The following is a 17,024-nucleotide window of genomic DNA, read 5'->3' on the forward strand; positions in this document are numbered from 1 at the left end:
CTCAGTGTATACACATTAGTAGATTAATCTTAATTTATGACTATTATCCTAATTATTCATTTCACTAATAGTACTAAAACGTGTTCATTTCGGCCGCTACATCCGCAATTAATCTGCGCAACCAGATATGGCCGGCATCATGATGTAAGAGAGCGCTCCAAGCCATTTTTAGCGCAATAGGAGGGATATCAAAAGGAGGTTCTTTAAGAACCACACTCGAATCATTTTTAAATATCGCCGCCACTTTAGTTGGTAGTGTGGCGATCAGATTTTGGGTTTTCGCAATTTGAAGCGCAGCATGATAATGACGTGTAAATACACGAATGTCGCGGTGTTTACCAATTTTCGTTAACTCAGCATCCACCCACCCGAGTTTTTGAACTTCGTTGGGGTCGATACCGACACCTACACCAAAACCGGTTTTACTTACCCAGATATGCTGGGCATCAATATAAGCATTTAAATCCCACTTCTCTACTAATGGATGTTCCGCGCTCAATACGCAACTAAAAGAATCATACCAAAGCACTTTTTGATGGAATGATAGTGGTAGCTCTTCAAACCGATTGATTGCCATATCTACCTTTCCTTGCTCTACATCATGGAAAGTAACATCGCTGGGCGTAATTAAATCTAATGTAATATTGGGAGCCAATTTAGATAACCTACCAACCAGCTCAAGCAGCAGGGTGCTCTCAGCGTAGTCGCTAGTCATTATTCTAAAGGTTCGCTTACTGGTTGCAGGGTCAAAATCGGTTTCTGGTTGAATGGAACTTTCGAGTTTAGATAACACGTCGCGAATAATTGGCTGTAATTCTAGAGCTCGTTTAGTGGGGGTCATCCCATCGCTGGTTCGAACCAAAATAGGATCTTTGAAAAGATCTCTAAGCCGCTTGAGGCCATTGCTCATGGCTGGTTGAGTAATGCTCAGCTGGTTTGCGGCTCGGGTAACGCTACCTTCTCTCAGTAAGACATCGAGATAGACCAAAAGATTCAGATCAACCTTGGCAATATTCATCAATTTATATCCTTAACAACTTCACTTTACATTTTTATTATTACTGCCCGTTAGTGGGGGGCATTATTTAGGCTTTTAAGTAAGCGTCCATTGCCTTCAATAGTAGCAGCCTAACATACTAATCTAGAAAATATTATAACGAAAAGCAGTTATATTGCGATGTTTATACTAAAAAAAGCGATAAAACGAAAAAGGCTCCCGCAGGAGCCAAGGTTGGAAAGTGCTGCTGACTAATATTTAGACATCGAATTGGTTCATCGTATTGTCCTCACCAGCCGCCTTGAGCGCAGCATCACCTGAAAAATACTCTTTATGTGTATCGCCTAAATCAGACCCGGCCATCGCCTGGTGTTTAACGCATGCTAATCCTTCTCTGATTTCCTTGCGTTGGACCCCGCGAACATAAGCTAACATTCCCTCTTCGCCAAAATATCCTTTGGCCAAATTGTCAGTAGAAAGAGCCGCTGTATGATACGTTGGTAGCGTGATTAAGTGGTGGAATATACCTGCTTCACGGGCTGCATCTTGCTGGAAGTTCTGAATACGGATATCCGCCTCTTTTGCCAATTCAGAATTGTCATATTTTTCTGACATCAATGCATTTCGTTCATATTCAGATAGGTTTTTACCTTCTTCTTCCCACGCATCGAAAACTTGTTGACGGAAATTAAGCGTCCAGTTAAATGACGGGGAGTTGTTATAAACCAGCTTCGCATCTGGGACTTGCTGACGAATGGCGTTTACCATTTCTGCAATTTGACCCACATGAGGTTTCTCTGTTTCTATCCATAGTAAATCTGCGCCATGCTGAAGAGAAGTTACACAATCTAGAACGACGCGGTCAAAGCCAGACCCATCTTTAAACTTAAACAATCCATTAGGTAAGCGTTTGGGTTTAACTAGTTTGCCGTTCTGTTTAAGTAACACGTCGTATTCATTTACAGTGGCTAAGTCCGTCACTTCCTCAGTATCTAAGAATTCATTATACTGAGCAGCCAAATCATCACTCTGATTGGACACTGGGATTTTTTGCGTCAATCCAGCTCCGAGTGAATCAGTGCGGGCTACAATTACGCCGTCATCTACTCCAAGTTCTAAGAATGCGTAACGAACAGCATTGATTTTTGCCAGGAAGTCCTCGTGAGGAACGGTTACTTTACCATCCTGGTGTCCGCATTGTTTTGCATCTGATACCTGGTTTTCAATTTGAATACAGCATGCTCCCGCCTCTATCATTTTCTTCGCTAGCAGATAAGTTGCTTCTTCGTTACCAAACCCTGCGTCGATATCGGCAATAATAGGTACGACATGGGTTTCGAAATTATCGATTTTCGATTGAATAGCTTGAGTATCTTCCCCTTTGGCTTTGGCATGATCTAGCTGTTTAAACAGTTTCCCCAATTCCTGCGCGTCAGCTTGACGAAGGAATGTATACAATTCTTCTATCAGCGCTGGGACAGATGTTTTTTCATGCATAGACTGGTCGGGTAAAGGACCGAATTCTGAACGTAAAGCCGCTACCATCCATCCTGAAAGGTACAGGTAACGTTTTGCGGTATTACCATGGTGTTTTTTAATTGATATCATTTTCTGCTGGCCAATAAATCCATGCCAGCAACCGAGCGATTGAGTATATTGTGCAGAATCGGCGTCGTATGCAGCCATATCCTCGCGCATTACTTTCGCAGTATACTTCGCGATGTCTAAACCCGTGCGAAAACGGTTTTGGGCTTTCATCCGTGCGGCAAATTCAGGTGTAATCCCTTCCCAGGTTCCTTTTTGAGCTGCCTTTAAGGTTGCTAATGTATCGATGTCTGATTGAAATTGCGACATGGTATTCTCCAACTATCTCTTATACCTGAGGTAAGAATTAAAAACTGAAAAACTACAACCGTTGTAGTTGATGTGCTTTCATCCTAGCCTGCGTGCTCAAATAAAAACACTCAATGTTATTCATTTTCGATATTGATTGGGTGAATGATTCTGCTACGACGTTCGTTATTATAGGTAAGATCCACCCTGGTATTTCAGCGGCAAGACAGAGAAAATAGCTCTATTATATAGAGTAAAATAAACGCGGAGTGGCGGTTCAATGAGTGGAGTTTTAGCATCTGTTGATCAGCGCACCAAACTGGTTGGCGAGAACAGGCTTGAGTTATTAATGTTTCAATTGGGAACGCGTCACACCTTTGCTATTAATGTATTTAAGGTAAAAGAAGTCACGGGTGTTCCCACCATGAATCAGATGCCAGGTTCTCATCAAAACTTAAATGGCGTTACGATTTATCGCGGTCACACTATCCCCATAATTGATCTTCGCCAGGCTATTAAAATGCGTGCTGGTGCAGCAACTTATAAGCCTGAAAATGTCATCATTACAGAATATAATCGCAGCGTACAAGGCTTTTTAATTGGTAATGTGATGAGCATTGTGAATACCTCATGGCAAGATATTCAACCCCCTCCGAAATCTATAGGTAAAGCAAACTATCTAACCGCTATCACGCAAATTAATATTGAAGGTAAAAAAGAGATAGTAGAGATCATTGATGTAGAAAAAGTCCTTGCTGATATTATTGAATACGATACCTCCATCTCTGAAAATATTTTGGATAGGGATGTGGTTTCCCAATTTTCAGGAAGAAAAGTGTTAATCGTTGACGATTCGGGTACGGCAAGAAAGCAGATGCGGGATGTACTTGAACAGCTGGGGTTAAAAATTATCGAATGTACGAACGGCGGTGAAGCCTTAGCTCTGCTAAAGGATTGGGCTGACTTGGGTAAAAATATTACTGACGAACTACTGCTGATGTTTACTGATGCTGAGATGCCGGAAATGGATGGGTATCGACTCACTGCGGAAATAAGAGATGATAGTCGCCTCAGCAGTCTCTTTATTGCGTTAAATACGTCTCTTAGTGGTAGTTTTAATGAAGCTATGGTTAGGAAAGTGGGCTGTGATCGCCTGATTTCCAAGTTTCAGCCAGATATGCTGGTAGATGTTGTACAGCAACGCATGAGAGAATTATTGTAATCGATATTTGTCATCCCCGATATTAACTCTAAAAAATTTCAAGGTGTTATTGTGGGCGTATCGAATTATAATAACGCCTTGAATTTATTTATTTTAAGCTCTCCGGGAAGCCAGAATGCGTTTAATTTCTACAGCTCTTCTTTTAACCTGTACTTTCGTCGTGCACGAAGGTCACGCCAATACTAAAGACAGCAATCATCACCGAATTAGCAAACCTAATAATATCATAATGGTCGTTGCGGACGGTATGGGGCCCGCCTATACCACTGCGTATCGAAATTTTATGGATAATCCCGCCACGGATGAAGTCGAGAAGGTAATTTTCGATGAGATGTTTGTGGGTAATGCGACGACTTATCCTGCCAAGGTTTCCGGCTATGTCACCGACTCAGCTGCATCCGCGACAGCATTGGCTACAGGAGTAAAATCTTATAATGGTGCTATTGGTGTCGACGTAAATCGAAAGGCCTTGCCTACGGTTTTACATAGAGCAAAAGAAAAGGGAATGAAGACTGGATTGGCGGTCACGTCGCAAATTAACCATGCCACGCCAGCAAGCTATATGGTAGCGAATGAAAGTCGCAACAATTATGAAGCGCTCGCCAACAGTTATTTTGACGATCGTATCAACGAAACATTTCTGGCCGATGTGATGCTTGGGGGCGGCATAGACTATTTCGCAAGAAAAGATAGAAATATTCAAAAGGAGTTTGCAAGTAACGGCTATGCTGTTGTAAACAGTTATGAGGAGCTCGCGAACGCGCCGAAAGATAAACCCATTCTCGGGTTGTTTGCGCCGAAAGGGTTACCCGCAGCGTTAGATGACAGCAAACCTGAAAGACTCGCTTTCTTAACTGAACAAGCGATTAAACGGCTCGAAAATCCACATGGCTTTTTTCTACTGGTAGAGGCCAGTCAGGTCGATTGGGCTGGGCACGCTAACGATATTGCTTCTGCTATGGCTGAAATGCACGATCTCGCTAAAACAATGGAATATTTACAGCGTTATGTAGAGCGTCACCCTGATACTTTGGTTATTTTGACAGCCGATCACAGTACGGGAGGCTTAACCATAGGTGCCAATGGTCAATATGCTTGGAAACCTGAATTTATAGCGAATATGAAAGCGTCTGTAGGAAATATTGCAAAGCACGTATCTAAGCATGATAAGCCTTTAAGCTATATCGAAGCACAATTTGGTTTCACGCTATCTGAAGAAGATAAACAAACGCTAAAACAAAGCTTAGCCGACAGCCAGGCTAACGCAATGGTCACCCACCTAAAAGCGTTTTTAGACGCCAAAACTCATACCGGGTGGACCACTGGTGGTCATACCGGGGTTGATGTTGAAGTGTTTGCTTTAGGTGCTGGATATGAAGAGTTTATAGGACAAATTGATAACACCGATATCGCTAAGAAAATATTTAAACTACTTGAAAAATAAGCGAGTAGTGAAGGCCAGACAATTTATTGTCTGGCCTTTTTCTTAATGATTAATAAAGTCGTCTAAATCGTGTCCGGTAATTTTACGGATTTGTGCGAATAAATACCATAAAGCCGCAATAAGTAAAATCATACTAGGAATAACAATAACCGGATAACTGATGGCAGTCATCCGACCAAGCTCTTCAGTATATGCGGTGGTGCCAGGCTCGCTAACCAAAATCATTTTGGCCAAAATATAGTTGAGCGCGGACGAAAGGAAAAATGATGCGGCCACAATGTATGAACTATTCGCAATTTTTCGACGAAACTCCTGTTGTTTACCTTTTGCATCTAAGATTTTATTAAGTTGAGGCCAGTTAATTATTTGGTCATTTAAAATAAGCAATTTAACGAGTGGTTTTTCTGAAAACTGGGTAATGACAACAGCTAAACCAATGATGGCCGGGATGGCCGCTTCTTTTATAGCAATATATTCGGCAGGCAATTTTAACAGGCTTATTCCACCCGTCAGCAGCACACTAATAACCCCGAGAACGGAGAAGCCATTAACTTTCCCAGATTGGCGTAAATCGAACAAACCGTAAATTAAGGGGAAGGCTAATGCGGCGACGATACTCCAGGCAGGGCCTAGGTAATCTTCTGCACTGGCATAACTCATAATAAAAACGGGAATGACAATATTGAATGCCAGGTTACCTAAAAAACCTTGATTTTGAGGACGCTCATTTGACGACATAATACATCTTCGCTACGTTAAAGAGGGATAGATTATAATAAAGTTACTCACTTTGCCCAAGCCCACGCCGCAAATAATCCACCGATAAATCCAAATAAATGATATTCAAAAGAAATAAAGGCTCTTGAAGGCAATATCCCAATTAGCATTCCCCCATATAAGAGAGCAACCAATACTGAAATAGCGATATAACGAAGTTGGCGGGAGCGGAAACCAGCGTAAAGTAAAAAGCCGAAATAACCATACACCATTCCGCTAGCCCCAATGTGTAGCGCAGTTCGGCCAAATAACCACACGCCTAGGCCGCCAATTACACATATGGTCAAGGTTACCAGCCAGAAGCGCGATTTGGGCCACTGCATAGTCAACCACATAAACAATAGTAATGGCAGTAGGTTAGTGAGCAAATGTGCTGCGGAACCGTGTAACCACGGCGCAATAAAAATTGAAAGCAATGAGGGAACTTCTCGGGGAACCAGACCAAACTGGTTTAGACTATTTGCTGTGACCAAGTTCACCGCTGCAACTACAAACAATATCAGCGTGATAACGATCAGAAATTGAATTTGCTTTTTTAGAGTAGGGTATCGATTCATATAAGCTGATATCACAATATAATATGGGGTAAATATCGGGAAGTGTCTTGGGTAATACTGCTGGTGTCTTCTCGTATAGAAATGCCTGCTGCCTGATCATCAATAAGCCAACTACCGATCAACGTATGATTGTTACCAAACCTTGGCAACGGCGAGTACGCTTGCACAATAAACCCTTCTTCACCATATGGTCCGTCTGACAGTGCCCTTTCGTTGCCAGCGGTTAGTAGGGATATATTAGCCCCTTCTCGGGAAAATAAGGGCTTTTTAATCCAACGCATTACATCCTTCGATGCATTGGGGCTATCTGTATAAAAATACGCAGGGAGTAAGTTGGGGTGATTTGGGAAATACTTCCATAAAAGTGGCAGCAACCCCTTATTGGAGAGAATCGATTTCCATGGCGGTTCAACCCAGTTGACCGCCGCTTTAGGTAAGTATTGAGAAAACTCTTCGTTAAATATAAATTCCCATGGATATAATTTGAAGCAGTCTGTAATAGGACAATCTTCCAAATCAGTAAAATACCCGGTATCGCTGATGCCTATATCTTCGATATAAACAAAATCTGCTGTTAAGCCTGCGTCTTTAGCGCAATCCTGTAAGTATTGGACTGTACCGCGATCTTCATCGGTGTTTTTGCAACAAGCAAAGTGCATCTGGTCAATATTGTAAAACCCTGCGATCTCTTTAAATCGGGCAACTAATTTTTCTTGTACGGAGTTGAATTGGTCCGCATGACGAGAAAGTTCTCCAGAGTCGACTTTATCGGCCAACCAAAGCCATTGCCAAAAGCCGGATTCGTACAAAGAAGTAGGCGTATCGGCATTGTTTTCTAACAATTTTGCGGGCTGCGAGCCGTCATAGACAAAATCAAGTCGCGAATATAAAGAGGGTTGTTTATCTCGCCACGATTCGCTCACTAGCTCCCAATGTTGCGCAGGAATTGCCAACTTGTTGAGTAGGGCTTCATCTTTCACGACCTTTTCAACCACGTGTAAGCACATTTGATGAAGTTCTTCGGTCGGAGCTTCGAGATCTTGTTCTATTTGTTTTAACGAAAATTGATAGTAAGCACTTTCATCCCAATAAGGCTCACCATAAAGTGTATGGAAGTGAAAGCCGAAATCCCGTGCCTGCTTTTGCCAATGGGGGCGAGGAGTGCTGGGTAGCCTTAACAAAGATTAGCCTCCCCAGCCGCCTTTGCGACTACTGCTACCCCAGCTTGATTTAGCTCTAACGCTACTACCAAAACCACCTCTGCTCATCGTTCGGTTCACCGTTGGCTTTGGTTTGTATACACTTGGTGATACCCGGTATTTACGTTTGTTCAAACCCCCATCAAAAACGTAGCCGTCAGCAGTAATCCAACGGGAGCGAAAAGGGGAATGACGGGAGAACGACGTGTAAATTGGCTGCGAGTAATAGCGGGGGGACATCAATTGGCTAACCATAAACCCTGCCATAAACGGCATGAAGAAACTACCACCCTCACGCTCAACACGCTGGCATTGATTAGCTCCAAATTCATACTCGCAATCGTATTCGGAGTTATAGCGAGGGCTTGTTCGAGCGGCTTCCTGTACCGCGTGCTGATAGGCCTTGTCACACTGTTCAGTCGCATCAGGGAAGTCATTTCTACACTCTTCGACTGACGTGAATATCTGGCCTTCCTGACGGTTTCCACATGCACTTACAATAAGACCCGTCATCGCAATAGCTAAGGGTTTTAAGGCAAAATGTTTCCGCATTCTGCTTAAATTAATAGATTGGGAACGTTTCAACGTGGTCATAATTCCCCCTTAATAGGTCATGCAGGCTGCGTTTAGTAATCCCACTGCAATAGACATGGCGGCCAACATTGTGCCGGCCGACACTTCATTATCATTGATACGTTGTGCAATTTTGGGCATAAAGCTAAACCGTAGTAAAGCAAATGCGAGTGATTGCGCGAGAATAGCAATGACTCCCCAAATCGCAAAATCGATAATTGATACTGAATTTGCCGCCGCCCCCGATAATGCCAACGCAAACCCCACCAAAGCTCCGCCAAAGCCTATCGCCGCAGCAACATTTTTTTCTTCTTTGACCAGTTTCCATTCATCGTGAGGAGTAACAAACGCATAGATAATTTTGAATACAAACAAAAATAAAATAGATACAGCAAAATAGAGAGCAAAATTATCCAGGCCAGCTAATGAGTTAAGTATAGTTTCCATGCAATGTACCTTTAACCGTTTATTGTTATATCTGCGGGTTGAATATCAAAACCTGTGCTGAGTACGAGGCATCTATCAGCATTATTTCCTACGATTTTTTCTTCGCCAGCAACTAATAGTGATTCTGTTCGTCCTTCACCAAGTTCGCGTTCATACAGCATCATGAACTGATCGGTGACACTGGTGTCACCATCCTCTTCGAACGTTTTCTCCGATACTGCCACAGGTGGAGAGTAGTCGCCAGTCGCATTCCATACCCGGGTGAATGTCTTACCATCTACAGTGTATGTGGGCTGGCTGATTAGCTTATCTAAACATTCTTGCCACTGGGCCTCACTGCCAATAGTTTGGGTATCGTAAAAATGCCAAAGCTTCACATCAGTGATGTGGTTCTCTGTCATGCCTCCATCTACAATAACCTGTAGGAACCCTTCATCATCCGTATAGAAACGTAATATGGTGCCCCCAGAATCCAGCTCAGCCTGACCTACGGCTTGTATCAGTTGAGAGCGTGCGGCAGACTCAATAGTGAGTTCTGGCTCAAGCAATCTTAATTTTAAATCATCCAACTCAAACGAACCGCCTAAATAAAGGCCCATGATTTCGGGAGCTGTGGGTTTGGATGGGGCTTGCTTAGAGAACCATTTTGAAAACATGCGCTATTCCCCCAATTGTTTCCAGTCAAACTGACTGATACGTTTATCGGCGATATAAAACACCTTGTCACCGGCAGTGATGGTGTCGGATAAAGCGGGGTTTACCACAAGTTTTTGGTATTCGCTTTTCGGCGCGTAACCGATAAAAATTGCATCGTAGTGACGCTTTAAATTAACAAATAATTTTTCTACCGACACCGTTTTCATGTTATTAGGCATAGCTACTGAAAATTGCGCCTGCCCAGCATCAACGCTTAACAAATCATGATGCAGCATGCTCGAACCTGGGTCAAAAGCCGATTTAGCTAACATTTCAACAGCCACACTTGGCGTACACTCTACGTTCGGACAATGTTGCTGTAACAATTTCACTAAGCTGTCATCGTTAAAATAGGCTACTTGATGGGCATCAGGATTGCGTTTTGTGCAATAAAGCGCGGTGGTTAATGTTACATCATCCTGTGGATTATCGATTAGAATTGTTGAGGCGTCAGCAACGCATGCGCGATCCATGTCTTCATCACGATTAAACGAATCGACATGAACAAATTCAATTTGGCCGGGCAAGGGGTTTTCAATATTAGCCTTTACGCAAAGCACAATGTCAGGTTTATCTGCAAGTGCTTCTCTTTCCATCAACAGAAGATCGAGCAGCAACATAGTTCGCTGTTCGTTCCAACCTATTATCAAGATGTGATTATGTACATGTAGTGGTTTCATTCCTAACAAACCCTTTTGCCAATAATTGCTAACCCAGGCGGCAATTCGACCTACCACCATCGCAAAAATACTTAACCCGAAGGGGATAACATACAGCGCTACGACAAGTTTGCCCGCCGTTGAGCTAGGAGATAGGTCTCCGTATCCAACCGTTGAGCCCGTTACTGCGAGCCAGTAAAGAAAGTTTACGTTACCCGTTAATTCTTTTTCAGAAGCGAGGTCTAATAATAACCAGCTTGAGACAGCGTAAAGCAAGGTGACTAACGCTATGGTATACCACCGCGTATTACCGAAATACTTCAGAAATAATTTGCGAAAAAGCGTCCATTGCGTCAAAACAGTTCAACCCATTATTTTTAGTAATTTAACAACACACTCTAGTATGCAGAGCGAATACCCTAAAAAGCAATTAGTAAAAATAATTTTAAGCCGCAATGGTGTGTAAGTAGTGCACCATTGCGGATTGGTATAAGGGAGCATTAGGCTCCCATTCATTAATTACCTAAAATTCGGCTTAGCTCATCATCTGCAGAGGCAGTCCCGCCTTTGATTCCTGCTGCGGCTAAACGTTTTTCTAAATCGTCATTTGACTCATCGCTGGCTAACTCTTCTGCTGCTTGTAGTTCAGCGTTGCGTAGTTTTTGCCTGTCCTGAATACGTGACAACGATTCAGTTGCCGTCTTCATTTTGCTATTCGCACCCATATGTCGCGATGACACGGCTACTTGTGCTTTTTGCACACTTTCCGTGGCTTTTACCATATCGACCTGTTGTTCAAGACGACGCAGGTTGGCTTTGGCTTGTTGTATATTACCAGCCAGCTGTTTTTCTGATTGCTTGAACTGGTCCAGATAAGCCTGTTCTTGTTCACGTTCCGCTTTGAGGTCCGCCACTTTTTGCGCGCAATCCAAAGCAAGTTGACGATCATTGTCTACCGCTTTACGAGCATGAGCTTCATACTCGGCAATTGAAGCATTATAACTATCTACTTTTTGTTGAGACAGTTTACACTTAGCTAAAATTTGCGTGCGTGCATGATCGGATTTACGTAACTCGTCTTTAGCTTCTCTAATTTCTTGCTCTAAAATACGGATAGCCTGACTATCGACCACCGCTTGGGCAGTCTCCGTGGCGCCACCTTTTACGGCAGTAACTAGTTTTCTCCAAACAGACATTCGCTTCTCCTGTCTCTATTTAATGAAGATGAGTTTCATATGCATCAAGAAATGACGCAACATTCTGGAACAACGTATCGACTTCAATCTCAATGGTTTCCTGTTTTGACTGAGCACTTAATGCCCCAAAAGCAGTGTAATATTCCTCACCATTAATTGTTGAAATTCCCACCGTAGTGAGCGGGAATACCATGTGTGTGGAAAGAATTTCATGGTCTAACGCCGCTTTATCTCTGACCTGCGAGGAGGCAAATAATAAGCTTTCGACTAAAATTTGTTCGCCGCTTATCGCCAGCCACGCATCAATGCCATCCTGATTAGCAATGAGTAAACAGTTTTCCTCTCTAGTGACCACTAAATCGTCACGTTTCTCAAACAGGGATTCAATTGATTGAAGATCCCAAGCCATAGTATTTCTCCTTTACATTTAAGCGAATGCCAAAAATATCTTGTCAATGTACCGATGTTTAATGGATTCGCCAATACTTGCGAAACTATACTAGACAACTAGGGTAAAAACTGTCAATAATAAAATCACTTTAAATGTGTAAATAAGTGTGTTTTTGTAAAATATAGTTCACAAATGGTGCTAAATGGAAAAACAAAACTGGCGCGAATTAGTACAGCGGGTAATTAAGACTGAAATGTCGTTTCGAGGGGTAAAGTATCAAGCGTTGAGCCAACGCCTTGAAGAAAACGGGATCATTCAAACTGCAGATAATCTTCGCAATAAAGTGAATAAAGGTATAATGGGCGCCGATTTGTTTCTGCAGATTCTGGTCGTGCTTAACGCTAGACCGTTAAATGTAGCCGATATGCAGGAAATAATGGGTGACTTGTCTCGCAATACTCTAGAGGATGACGAGTAAAGCAACGCCTTAATTTATTAACCAACATAAGAATTTAACGACAAATATCATGAAACTAAGTGATTTTCACTTTACGCTTCCAGAGCATCTTATTGCAAAATATCCCACTGAAGAGCGGGCCGCGAGCCGCTTATTACGGCTTGACGGAAAGACCGGCGAGGTAACACATTCCATGTTTAAGGACATGGTCAATCTGGTAGAGGAAGGTGATTTGCTGGTGTTTAATGACACCCGGGTTATACCCGCCCGGTTGAAAGGTCAAAAGGCTACGGGGGGGCAGATAGAAGTATTGGTGGAGCGTATTTTACCAGACGATACTGTACTGGCGCATGTCAGAGCCAGTAAAGCCCCTAAATCAGGTGCCCGCCTAAGGTTAGAAGATGCGATTGACGTGACTGTGCTAGGACGACAGGATGCGTTATTTCATTTGCAGTTTGAAAATGTAAATTCGGTGCTTCAAGCATTAGAACAATATGGGCATATGCCCCTTCCTCCCTATATCGACAGACCCGACGAAAGCAGCGATCAGGAACGCTATCAAACGGTTTACAACCAAAAGCCAGGGGCAGTGGCTGCGCCTACAGCTGGGTTGCATTTTGACGATGATATTTTGGCGATGTTAAAAAGAAAAGGTGTGCACATTGCATTTGTAACCTTACATGTTGGCGCTGGAACTTTTCAGCCGGTGCGAGTAGATAATATCCTTGAACATAAAATGCATGCTGAATACGCTGAAGTCGGCCAACCCGTGGTGGACCTGGTAAAGCAAACCAAAGCAGCAGGTAAACGTGTTATTGCTGTTGGGACCACGTCGGTGCGCTCATTAGAGTCCGCTGCAGTAGCAGCAGAAAGTAGCCAGGATGTGATCATTCCTTTTTTTGCGGATACTGATATTTTTATCTACCCGGGCTATCGGTTCAAAGTTGTCGACGCCATGTTCACCAACTTCCATCTACCCGAATCCACGTTAATGATGTTGATAAGTGCATTTGCTGGACGCGATAATGTAATGGCCGCATATGAGGAAGCTATTCGTGAGGAATATCGCTTTTTTAGCTATGGCGACAGCATGTTTATATCATCATCGCAAAACTAACCTGTTTCTAGGCATGATCTCTTGCCCAGAACTGGTATAATCGCCGCCAACTTTTTATCTTCATTTCAAGGTAACCGATTGCATGCAATTTGAATTGGTCAAAAAAAGCGGCAAAGCCAGACGCGGACGTTTGGTATTTGACCGCGGCGTAGTTGAGACGCCAGCGTTTATGCCTGTGGGTACATATGGCACAGTAAAGGGGATGACGCCTGAAGAACTGGATGCCAGCGGTGCGCATATTTGTTTAGGAAACACGTTTCATTTAATGCTTCGTCCCGGAACCAGCATTATTCGTCAACACGGTGACTTACACGATTTTATGCACTGGGATAAGCCCATCCTTACCGATTCCGGCGGGTTTCAAGTGTTTAGCTTAGGTGATTTACGTAAAATTACCGAAGAAGGTGTAACATTCCGGTCGCCAATAAACGGCGAGAAAATTCTCTTAACCCCAGAAAAATCGATGGAAGTACAACGTGATCTGGGCTCTGACATTGTCATGATCTTTGATGAATGTACGCCTTATCCTGCCACTGAGCAGGAAGCACGCTTATCTATGGAAATGTCGTTACGATGGGCGAAAAGAAGCAAAGCAGCTCATGGCGACAATCCTTCTGCACTGTTCGGGATTATTCAGGGGGGCATGTATGAAGATTTACGAGATGTTTCCTTAGAGGGCTTAGAAGATATCGGCTTTGATGGCTACGCTATTGGAGGCTTGTCGGTGGGGGAGCCTAAAGAGGATATGATCCGCATCATCGACCATACAGCGCCAAAAATTCCTGAAGATAAGCCACGCTACTTAATGGGCGTAGGTAAACCGGAAGACATAGTAGAAGCAGTGCGAAGAGGCATTGATATGTTTGACTGTGTAATGCCTACCAGGAACGCTCGTAATGGTCACTTATTTGTCACGGAGGGAGTGGTAAAAATCCGTAACGCGAAACATCGCAACGATACATCGCCCCTTGATGAAAAATGTGATTGTTACACTTGTAAAAACTATTCGCGGTCATATTTACATCACTTGGATAAATGCAATGAGATCCTCGGTGCGCGTTTGAATACCATTCACAACCTGAGATATTACCAGCGCGTCATGCAAGGATTACGTGATGCGATTGAAGCTGACAAACTGGAAGAGTTTGTCCAAGAATTTTATGCACAAAAAGATATGCCGGTGCCGGCACTCTAATTACAACAACAATTATTGGGGAATATTATGAGTTTATTTATTTCTTCTGCACACGCACAAACTGCTGGTGGCGCGCAACAGGGAGGAGGCATGGAAATGCTTATCATGCTAGCGGTTTTTGGGTTGATTTTTTACTTCTTACTTTATCGCCCACAGGCCAAACGCGTGAAGGAACATAAAAATTTGGTTTCTTCATTGAGTAAGGGCGATGAGGTGCTTACTCAAGGCGGTTTAGTAGGACGCATCACCAAAGTGTCAGATGACAAAGACTTTATCGAAGTGTCGTTAAATGAAGGCAACAACATAGTTGTACAAAAATCTGCCGTTACTGCAGTGTTACCTAAGGGTACCATGAAGTCACTTTAGTCTTTTCAGTATGGGGGTGGTAAAGAATGCCCCCGCAAAAAGGAATTTTTTGTGTTAAATAAAAATTCAATTTTTAAAGTGCTGTTGGTCCTCGTGGTGTTAACACTTTGCGGGCTGTATGCGCTACCCAATTTATATGGTGAAGACCACGCCATTCAAATATCTGCTGGTCGCGATGCTACTGTTACTGAGGCTATGGTTCCTCGGATTGAGTCCACTCTTAAAGAAAATAATATCAATATAAAACGTCTTGAATTCGAAAACGATCAGATTTTGGTTCGTGTAGATGATTCAGATACCCAACTAAAAGCCCGTGAAACGTTAGATCGTGAATTAGGCTCTGATTATTTCGTCGCAATGAACCTCGCCCCTGATACTCCTGAATGGCTTGAAAGCCTGGGCGGCACGCCAATGAAACTAGGGCTAGATTTGCGTGGAGGCGTTCACTTCCTGATGGAAGTAGACATGTCCGAAGTCATGGAAAAATCGTTAGAAGACGCTCAAAGTGATTTTCGTACCGCACTGCGTGAAGAAAAGTTACGGTATCGCCGAGTTAGTATGCAAGGCAATCACATCGATATTCATTTTCGCGATGAAGAAACCCTTGATAGCGCAGAATTTTTCCTGCGTAATCGTAACCGCGACCTGACCTATACCACGCCAGGGGACAATGTGTTACGAGCTACATTCTCTGAAAACAAACTGCAGGAAATTCGTGATTACGCAGTAAAACAAAATATCACTATCTTGCGCAATCGTGTTAATCAGTTAGGTGTCGCTGAGCCTGTTATTCAAAAACAGGGTGCAGAACGGATAGTCGTGCAACTTCCGGGTGTTCAAGACACTGCTCGAGCGAAAGAAATTCTAAATGCAACGGCGACGTTAGAATTCCACATGGTGGATCTTAAAAATGACGTCCGTGACGCGGTTGAGGGACGTGTGCCTCCTGGGTCTGTGCTCATCAACGACCAACAAGGTAACCCCGTTTTACTAGAGAAGCGGGTTATGCTGACAGGTAATCATATTATTGACGCCGGTAGCGGTGTGGATGAATACGGTTTGCCTAACGTCAATATTTCGTTAGATTCAGAAGGCGGCAATAAAATGTCGCGAAACACCCGTAACAATATTGGTAAGCCAATGGCCACTGTATTCATTGAATACAAAGCCAGTGGTGAGCGTGATGCTGACGGTAAACTTATTTTTGAAAAGCATGAAGAGGTAATAAACCAAGCCACTATTCGTGCGCAACTTGGTAGTAAGTTCCAAATTACCGGTATCGATTCGCCTAAAGAAGCCCGCGATTTAGCCTTATTACTAAGAGCCGGAGCCCTGATTGCACCTATTCAAATTGTTGAGGAGCGCACAGTCGGCCCTAGCTTGGGTAAAGAAAATATCGAACTGGGCATGCAGGCAATTGTGTGGGGTATGACACTGGTTCTTGTCTTTATGCTGATCTATTACAAGGCATTTGGCGTGGTCGCAAATATTGCACTAATGGCTAACGTAGTGATGATCGCAGGTATCATGTCGATGATTCCCGGTGCAACATTAACCCTGCCAGGTATGGCGGGTATAGTGTTAACCGTTGGTATGGCTGTTGACGCCAACGTGCTCATTTTTGAACGTATTCGCGAAGAACTAAAAGATGGTAGAAGCCCGCAACAGGCAATTCATCACGGGTATGATAATGCGTTTTCTACCATTATTGATGCGAATATCACCACTTTCATCGCAGCGCTCATCCTTTTCGCGGTTGGTACAGGACCAATCAAAGGATTCTCTATCACTCTGATGATTGGTATAGCTACCTCCATGTTTACTGCAATTATATTAACGCGCGTTATCGTTAATGCAGTATGGGGCGGTAAGCGTGTGAAGTCACTGGCGATATAGGA

Annotated in this window: 18 protein-coding genes; 7 read left to right on the forward strand and 11 right to left on the reverse strand. The window is 43.3% G+C overall.

What is annotated here, in order from left to right; genetic code table 11:
• Positions 1-73: 73 nt before the first annotated feature.
• Together OPS28_RS05695 and OPS28_RS05700 are read right to left on the reverse strand one after the other, a co-directional pair.
• Complete coding sequence (locus tag OPS28_RS05695) at positions 74-1,018, reverse strand: LysR family transcriptional regulator (RefSeq protein WP_265608495.1); 945 nt, start codon at positions 1,016-1,018, stop codon at positions 74-76.
• Between the two features lie 237 nt (positions 1,019-1,255).
• Positions 1,256-2,851 carry an isocitrate lyase gene (locus OPS28_RS05700; RefSeq protein WP_265608496.1) on the reverse strand — a complete coding sequence of 532 codons (1,596 nt, stop codon included), beginning with the start codon at positions 2,849-2,851 and terminating at the stop codon, positions 1,256-1,258.
• 259 nt (positions 2,852-3,110) lie between these two features.
• Here OPS28_RS05700 and OPS28_RS05705 point away from each other — a divergent pair, with 259 nt between their 5' ends.
• Together OPS28_RS05705 and OPS28_RS05710 are read left to right on the forward strand one after the other, a co-directional pair.
• Positions 3,111-4,052, forward strand: coding sequence for a chemotaxis protein CheV (locus tag OPS28_RS05705; protein WP_265608497.1), 942 nt, complete (start codon positions 3,111-3,113; stop codon positions 4,050-4,052).
• 115 nt (positions 4,053-4,167) lie between these two features.
• Positions 4,168-5,496 carry an alkaline phosphatase gene (locus OPS28_RS05710; RefSeq protein ID WP_265608498.1) on the forward strand — a complete coding sequence of 443 codons (1,329 nt, stop codon included), beginning with the start codon at positions 4,168-4,170 and terminating at the stop codon, positions 5,494-5,496.
• Positions 5,497-5,538: 42 nt separating this feature from the next.
• On the opposite strand, the gene OPS28_RS05715 is transcribed toward OPS28_RS05710, so the two are convergent.
• The 9 genes from OPS28_RS05715 to OPS28_RS05755 all read right to left on the reverse strand — a co-directional run bounded on the left by OPS28_RS05715 (position 5,539) and on the right by OPS28_RS05755 (position 12,009).
• A complete protein-coding gene (locus OPS28_RS05715; protein WP_265608499.1) occupies positions 5,539-6,234 on the reverse strand; it encodes a VC0807 family protein in 696 nt (231 codons plus the stop codon).
• Between the two features lie 47 nt (positions 6,235-6,281).
• On the reverse strand, positions 6,282-6,830 hold the full coding sequence (locus tag OPS28_RS05720; protein WP_265608500.1) for a rhomboid family intramembrane serine protease: 549 nt from the start codon (positions 6,828-6,830) through the stop codon (positions 6,282-6,284).
• Between the two features lie 11 nt (positions 6,831-6,841).
• The gene (locus OPS28_RS05725) at positions 6,842-8,011 is read right to left on the reverse strand and encodes a glutathionylspermidine synthase family protein (protein WP_265608501.1); all 1,170 of its coding nucleotides are present in this window, start codon (positions 8,009-8,011) and stop codon (positions 6,842-6,844) included.
• A gap of 3 nt (positions 8,012-8,014) precedes the next feature.
• Complete coding sequence (locus tag OPS28_RS05730) at positions 8,015-8,623, reverse strand: DUF1190 domain-containing protein (protein ID WP_265608502.1); 609 nt, start codon at positions 8,621-8,623, stop codon at positions 8,015-8,017.
• Positions 8,624-8,632: 9 nt separating this feature from the next.
• Positions 8,633-9,049 (reverse strand): DUF350 domain-containing protein, encoded by a 417-nt coding sequence (locus tag OPS28_RS05735; RefSeq protein WP_265608503.1) that lies wholly within the window; start codon positions 9,047-9,049, stop codon positions 8,633-8,635.
• An 11-nt stretch (positions 9,050-9,060) separates the two neighbouring features.
• The gene (locus OPS28_RS05740) at positions 9,061-9,705 is read right to left on the reverse strand and encodes a YjfK family protein (protein ID WP_265608504.1); all 645 of its coding nucleotides are present in this window, start codon (positions 9,703-9,705) and stop codon (positions 9,061-9,063) included.
• Positions 9,706-9,708: 3 nt separating this feature from the next.
• Positions 9,709-10,761, reverse strand: coding sequence for a potassium channel protein (locus OPS28_RS05745; protein ID WP_265608505.1), 1,053 nt, complete (start codon positions 10,759-10,761; stop codon positions 9,709-9,711).
• Positions 10,762-10,919: 158 nt separating this feature from the next.
• A complete protein-coding gene (locus tag OPS28_RS05750) occupies positions 10,920-11,600 on the reverse strand; it encodes a PspA/IM30 family protein (protein WP_265608506.1) in 681 nt (226 codons plus the stop codon).
• Positions 11,601-11,619: 19 nt separating this feature from the next.
• Positions 11,620-12,009 carry a DUF2170 family protein gene (locus OPS28_RS05755; RefSeq protein ID WP_265608507.1) on the reverse strand — a complete coding sequence of 130 codons (390 nt, stop codon included), beginning with the start codon at positions 12,007-12,009 and terminating at the stop codon, positions 11,620-11,622.
• A 184-nt stretch (positions 12,010-12,193) separates the two neighbouring features.
• Here OPS28_RS05755 and OPS28_RS05760 point away from each other — a divergent pair, with 184 nt between their 5' ends.
• From OPS28_RS05760 to secD, 5 genes are all read left to right on the forward strand, one after another.
• Positions 12,194-12,469: a DUF6471 domain-containing protein gene (locus OPS28_RS05760; protein ID WP_265608508.1), complete on the forward strand. Its 276-nt coding sequence runs from the start codon at positions 12,194-12,196 to the stop codon at positions 12,467-12,469.
• Positions 12,470-12,518: 49 nt separating this feature from the next.
• Complete coding sequence (queA, locus tag OPS28_RS05765) at positions 12,519-13,565, forward strand: tRNA preQ1(34) S-adenosylmethionine ribosyltransferase-isomerase QueA (RefSeq protein WP_265608509.1); 1,047 nt, start codon at positions 12,519-12,521, stop codon at positions 13,563-13,565.
• 82 nt (positions 13,566-13,647) lie between these two features.
• Positions 13,648-14,760, forward strand: a complete 1,113-nt coding sequence (gene tgt / locus OPS28_RS05770; RefSeq protein WP_265608510.1) for a tRNA guanosine(34) transglycosylase Tgt — start codon at positions 13,648-13,650, stop codon at positions 14,758-14,760.
• Between the two features lie 27 nt (positions 14,761-14,787).
• Positions 14,788-15,126: a preprotein translocase subunit YajC gene (yajC, locus tag OPS28_RS05775; RefSeq protein WP_265608511.1), complete on the forward strand. Its 339-nt coding sequence runs from the start codon at positions 14,788-14,790 to the stop codon at positions 15,124-15,126.
• A 51-nt stretch (positions 15,127-15,177) separates the two neighbouring features.
• The gene (gene secD, locus OPS28_RS05780) at positions 15,178-17,022 is read left to right on the forward strand and encodes a protein translocase subunit SecD (RefSeq protein WP_265608512.1); all 1,845 of its coding nucleotides are present in this window, start codon (positions 15,178-15,180) and stop codon (positions 17,020-17,022) included.
• Positions 17,023-17,024 lie beyond the last annotated feature (2 nt).

This window comes from Alteromonas sp. ASW11-130 (assembly GCF_026183735.1).
In the GTDB taxonomy this organism is placed as follows: Bacteria; Pseudomonadota; Gammaproteobacteria; order Enterobacterales; family Alteromonadaceae; genus Alteromonas.

Bases quoted from the DNA above. Each gene is read 5' to 3' on its own strand.
- OPS28_RS05695 (WP_265608495.1), bottom strand. From the start codon at position 1,018: ATGAATATTGCCAAGGTTGATCTGAATCTTTTGGTCTATCTCGATGTC.
- OPS28_RS05700 (WP_265608496.1), bottom strand. From the start codon at position 2,851: ATGTCGCAATTTCAATCAGACATCGATACATTAGCAACCTTAAAGGCA.
- OPS28_RS05705 (WP_265608497.1), top strand. From the start codon at position 3,111: ATGAGTGGAGTTTTAGCATCTGTTGATCAGCGCACCAAACTGGTTGGC.
- OPS28_RS05710 (WP_265608498.1), top strand. From the start codon at position 4,168: ATGCGTTTAATTTCTACAGCTCTTCTTTTAACCTGTACTTTCGTCGTG.
- OPS28_RS05715 (WP_265608499.1), bottom strand. From the start codon at position 6,234: ATGTCGTCAAATGAGCGTCCTCAAAATCAAGGTTTTTTAGGTAACCTG.
- OPS28_RS05720 (WP_265608500.1), bottom strand. From the start codon at position 6,830: ATGAATCGATACCCTACTCTAAAAAAGCAAATTCAATTTCTGATCGTT.
- OPS28_RS05730 (WP_265608502.1), bottom strand. From the start codon at position 8,623: ATGACCACGTTGAAACGTTCCCAATCTATTAATTTAAGCAGAATGCGG.
- OPS28_RS05735 (WP_265608503.1), bottom strand. From the start codon at position 9,049: ATGGAAACTATACTTAACTCATTAGCTGGCCTGGATAATTTTGCTCTC.
- OPS28_RS05740 (WP_265608504.1), bottom strand. From the start codon at position 9,705: ATGTTTTCAAAATGGTTCTCTAAGCAAGCCCCATCCAAACCCACAGCT.
- OPS28_RS05750 (WP_265608506.1), bottom strand. From the start codon at position 11,600: ATGTCTGTTTGGAGAAAACTAGTTACTGCCGTAAAAGGTGGCGCCACG.
- OPS28_RS05755 (WP_265608507.1), bottom strand. From the start codon at position 12,009: ATGGCTTGGGATCTTCAATCAATTGAATCCCTGTTTGAGAAACGTGAC.
- OPS28_RS05760 (WP_265608508.1), top strand. From the start codon at position 12,194: ATGGAAAAACAAAACTGGCGCGAATTAGTACAGCGGGTAATTAAGACT.
- queA (WP_265608509.1), top strand. From the start codon at position 12,519: ATGAAACTAAGTGATTTTCACTTTACGCTTCCAGAGCATCTTATTGCA.
- tgt (WP_265608510.1), top strand. From the start codon at position 13,648: ATGCAATTTGAATTGGTCAAAAAAAGCGGCAAAGCCAGACGCGGACGT.
- yajC (WP_265608511.1), top strand. From the start codon at position 14,788: ATGAGTTTATTTATTTCTTCTGCACACGCACAAACTGCTGGTGGCGCG.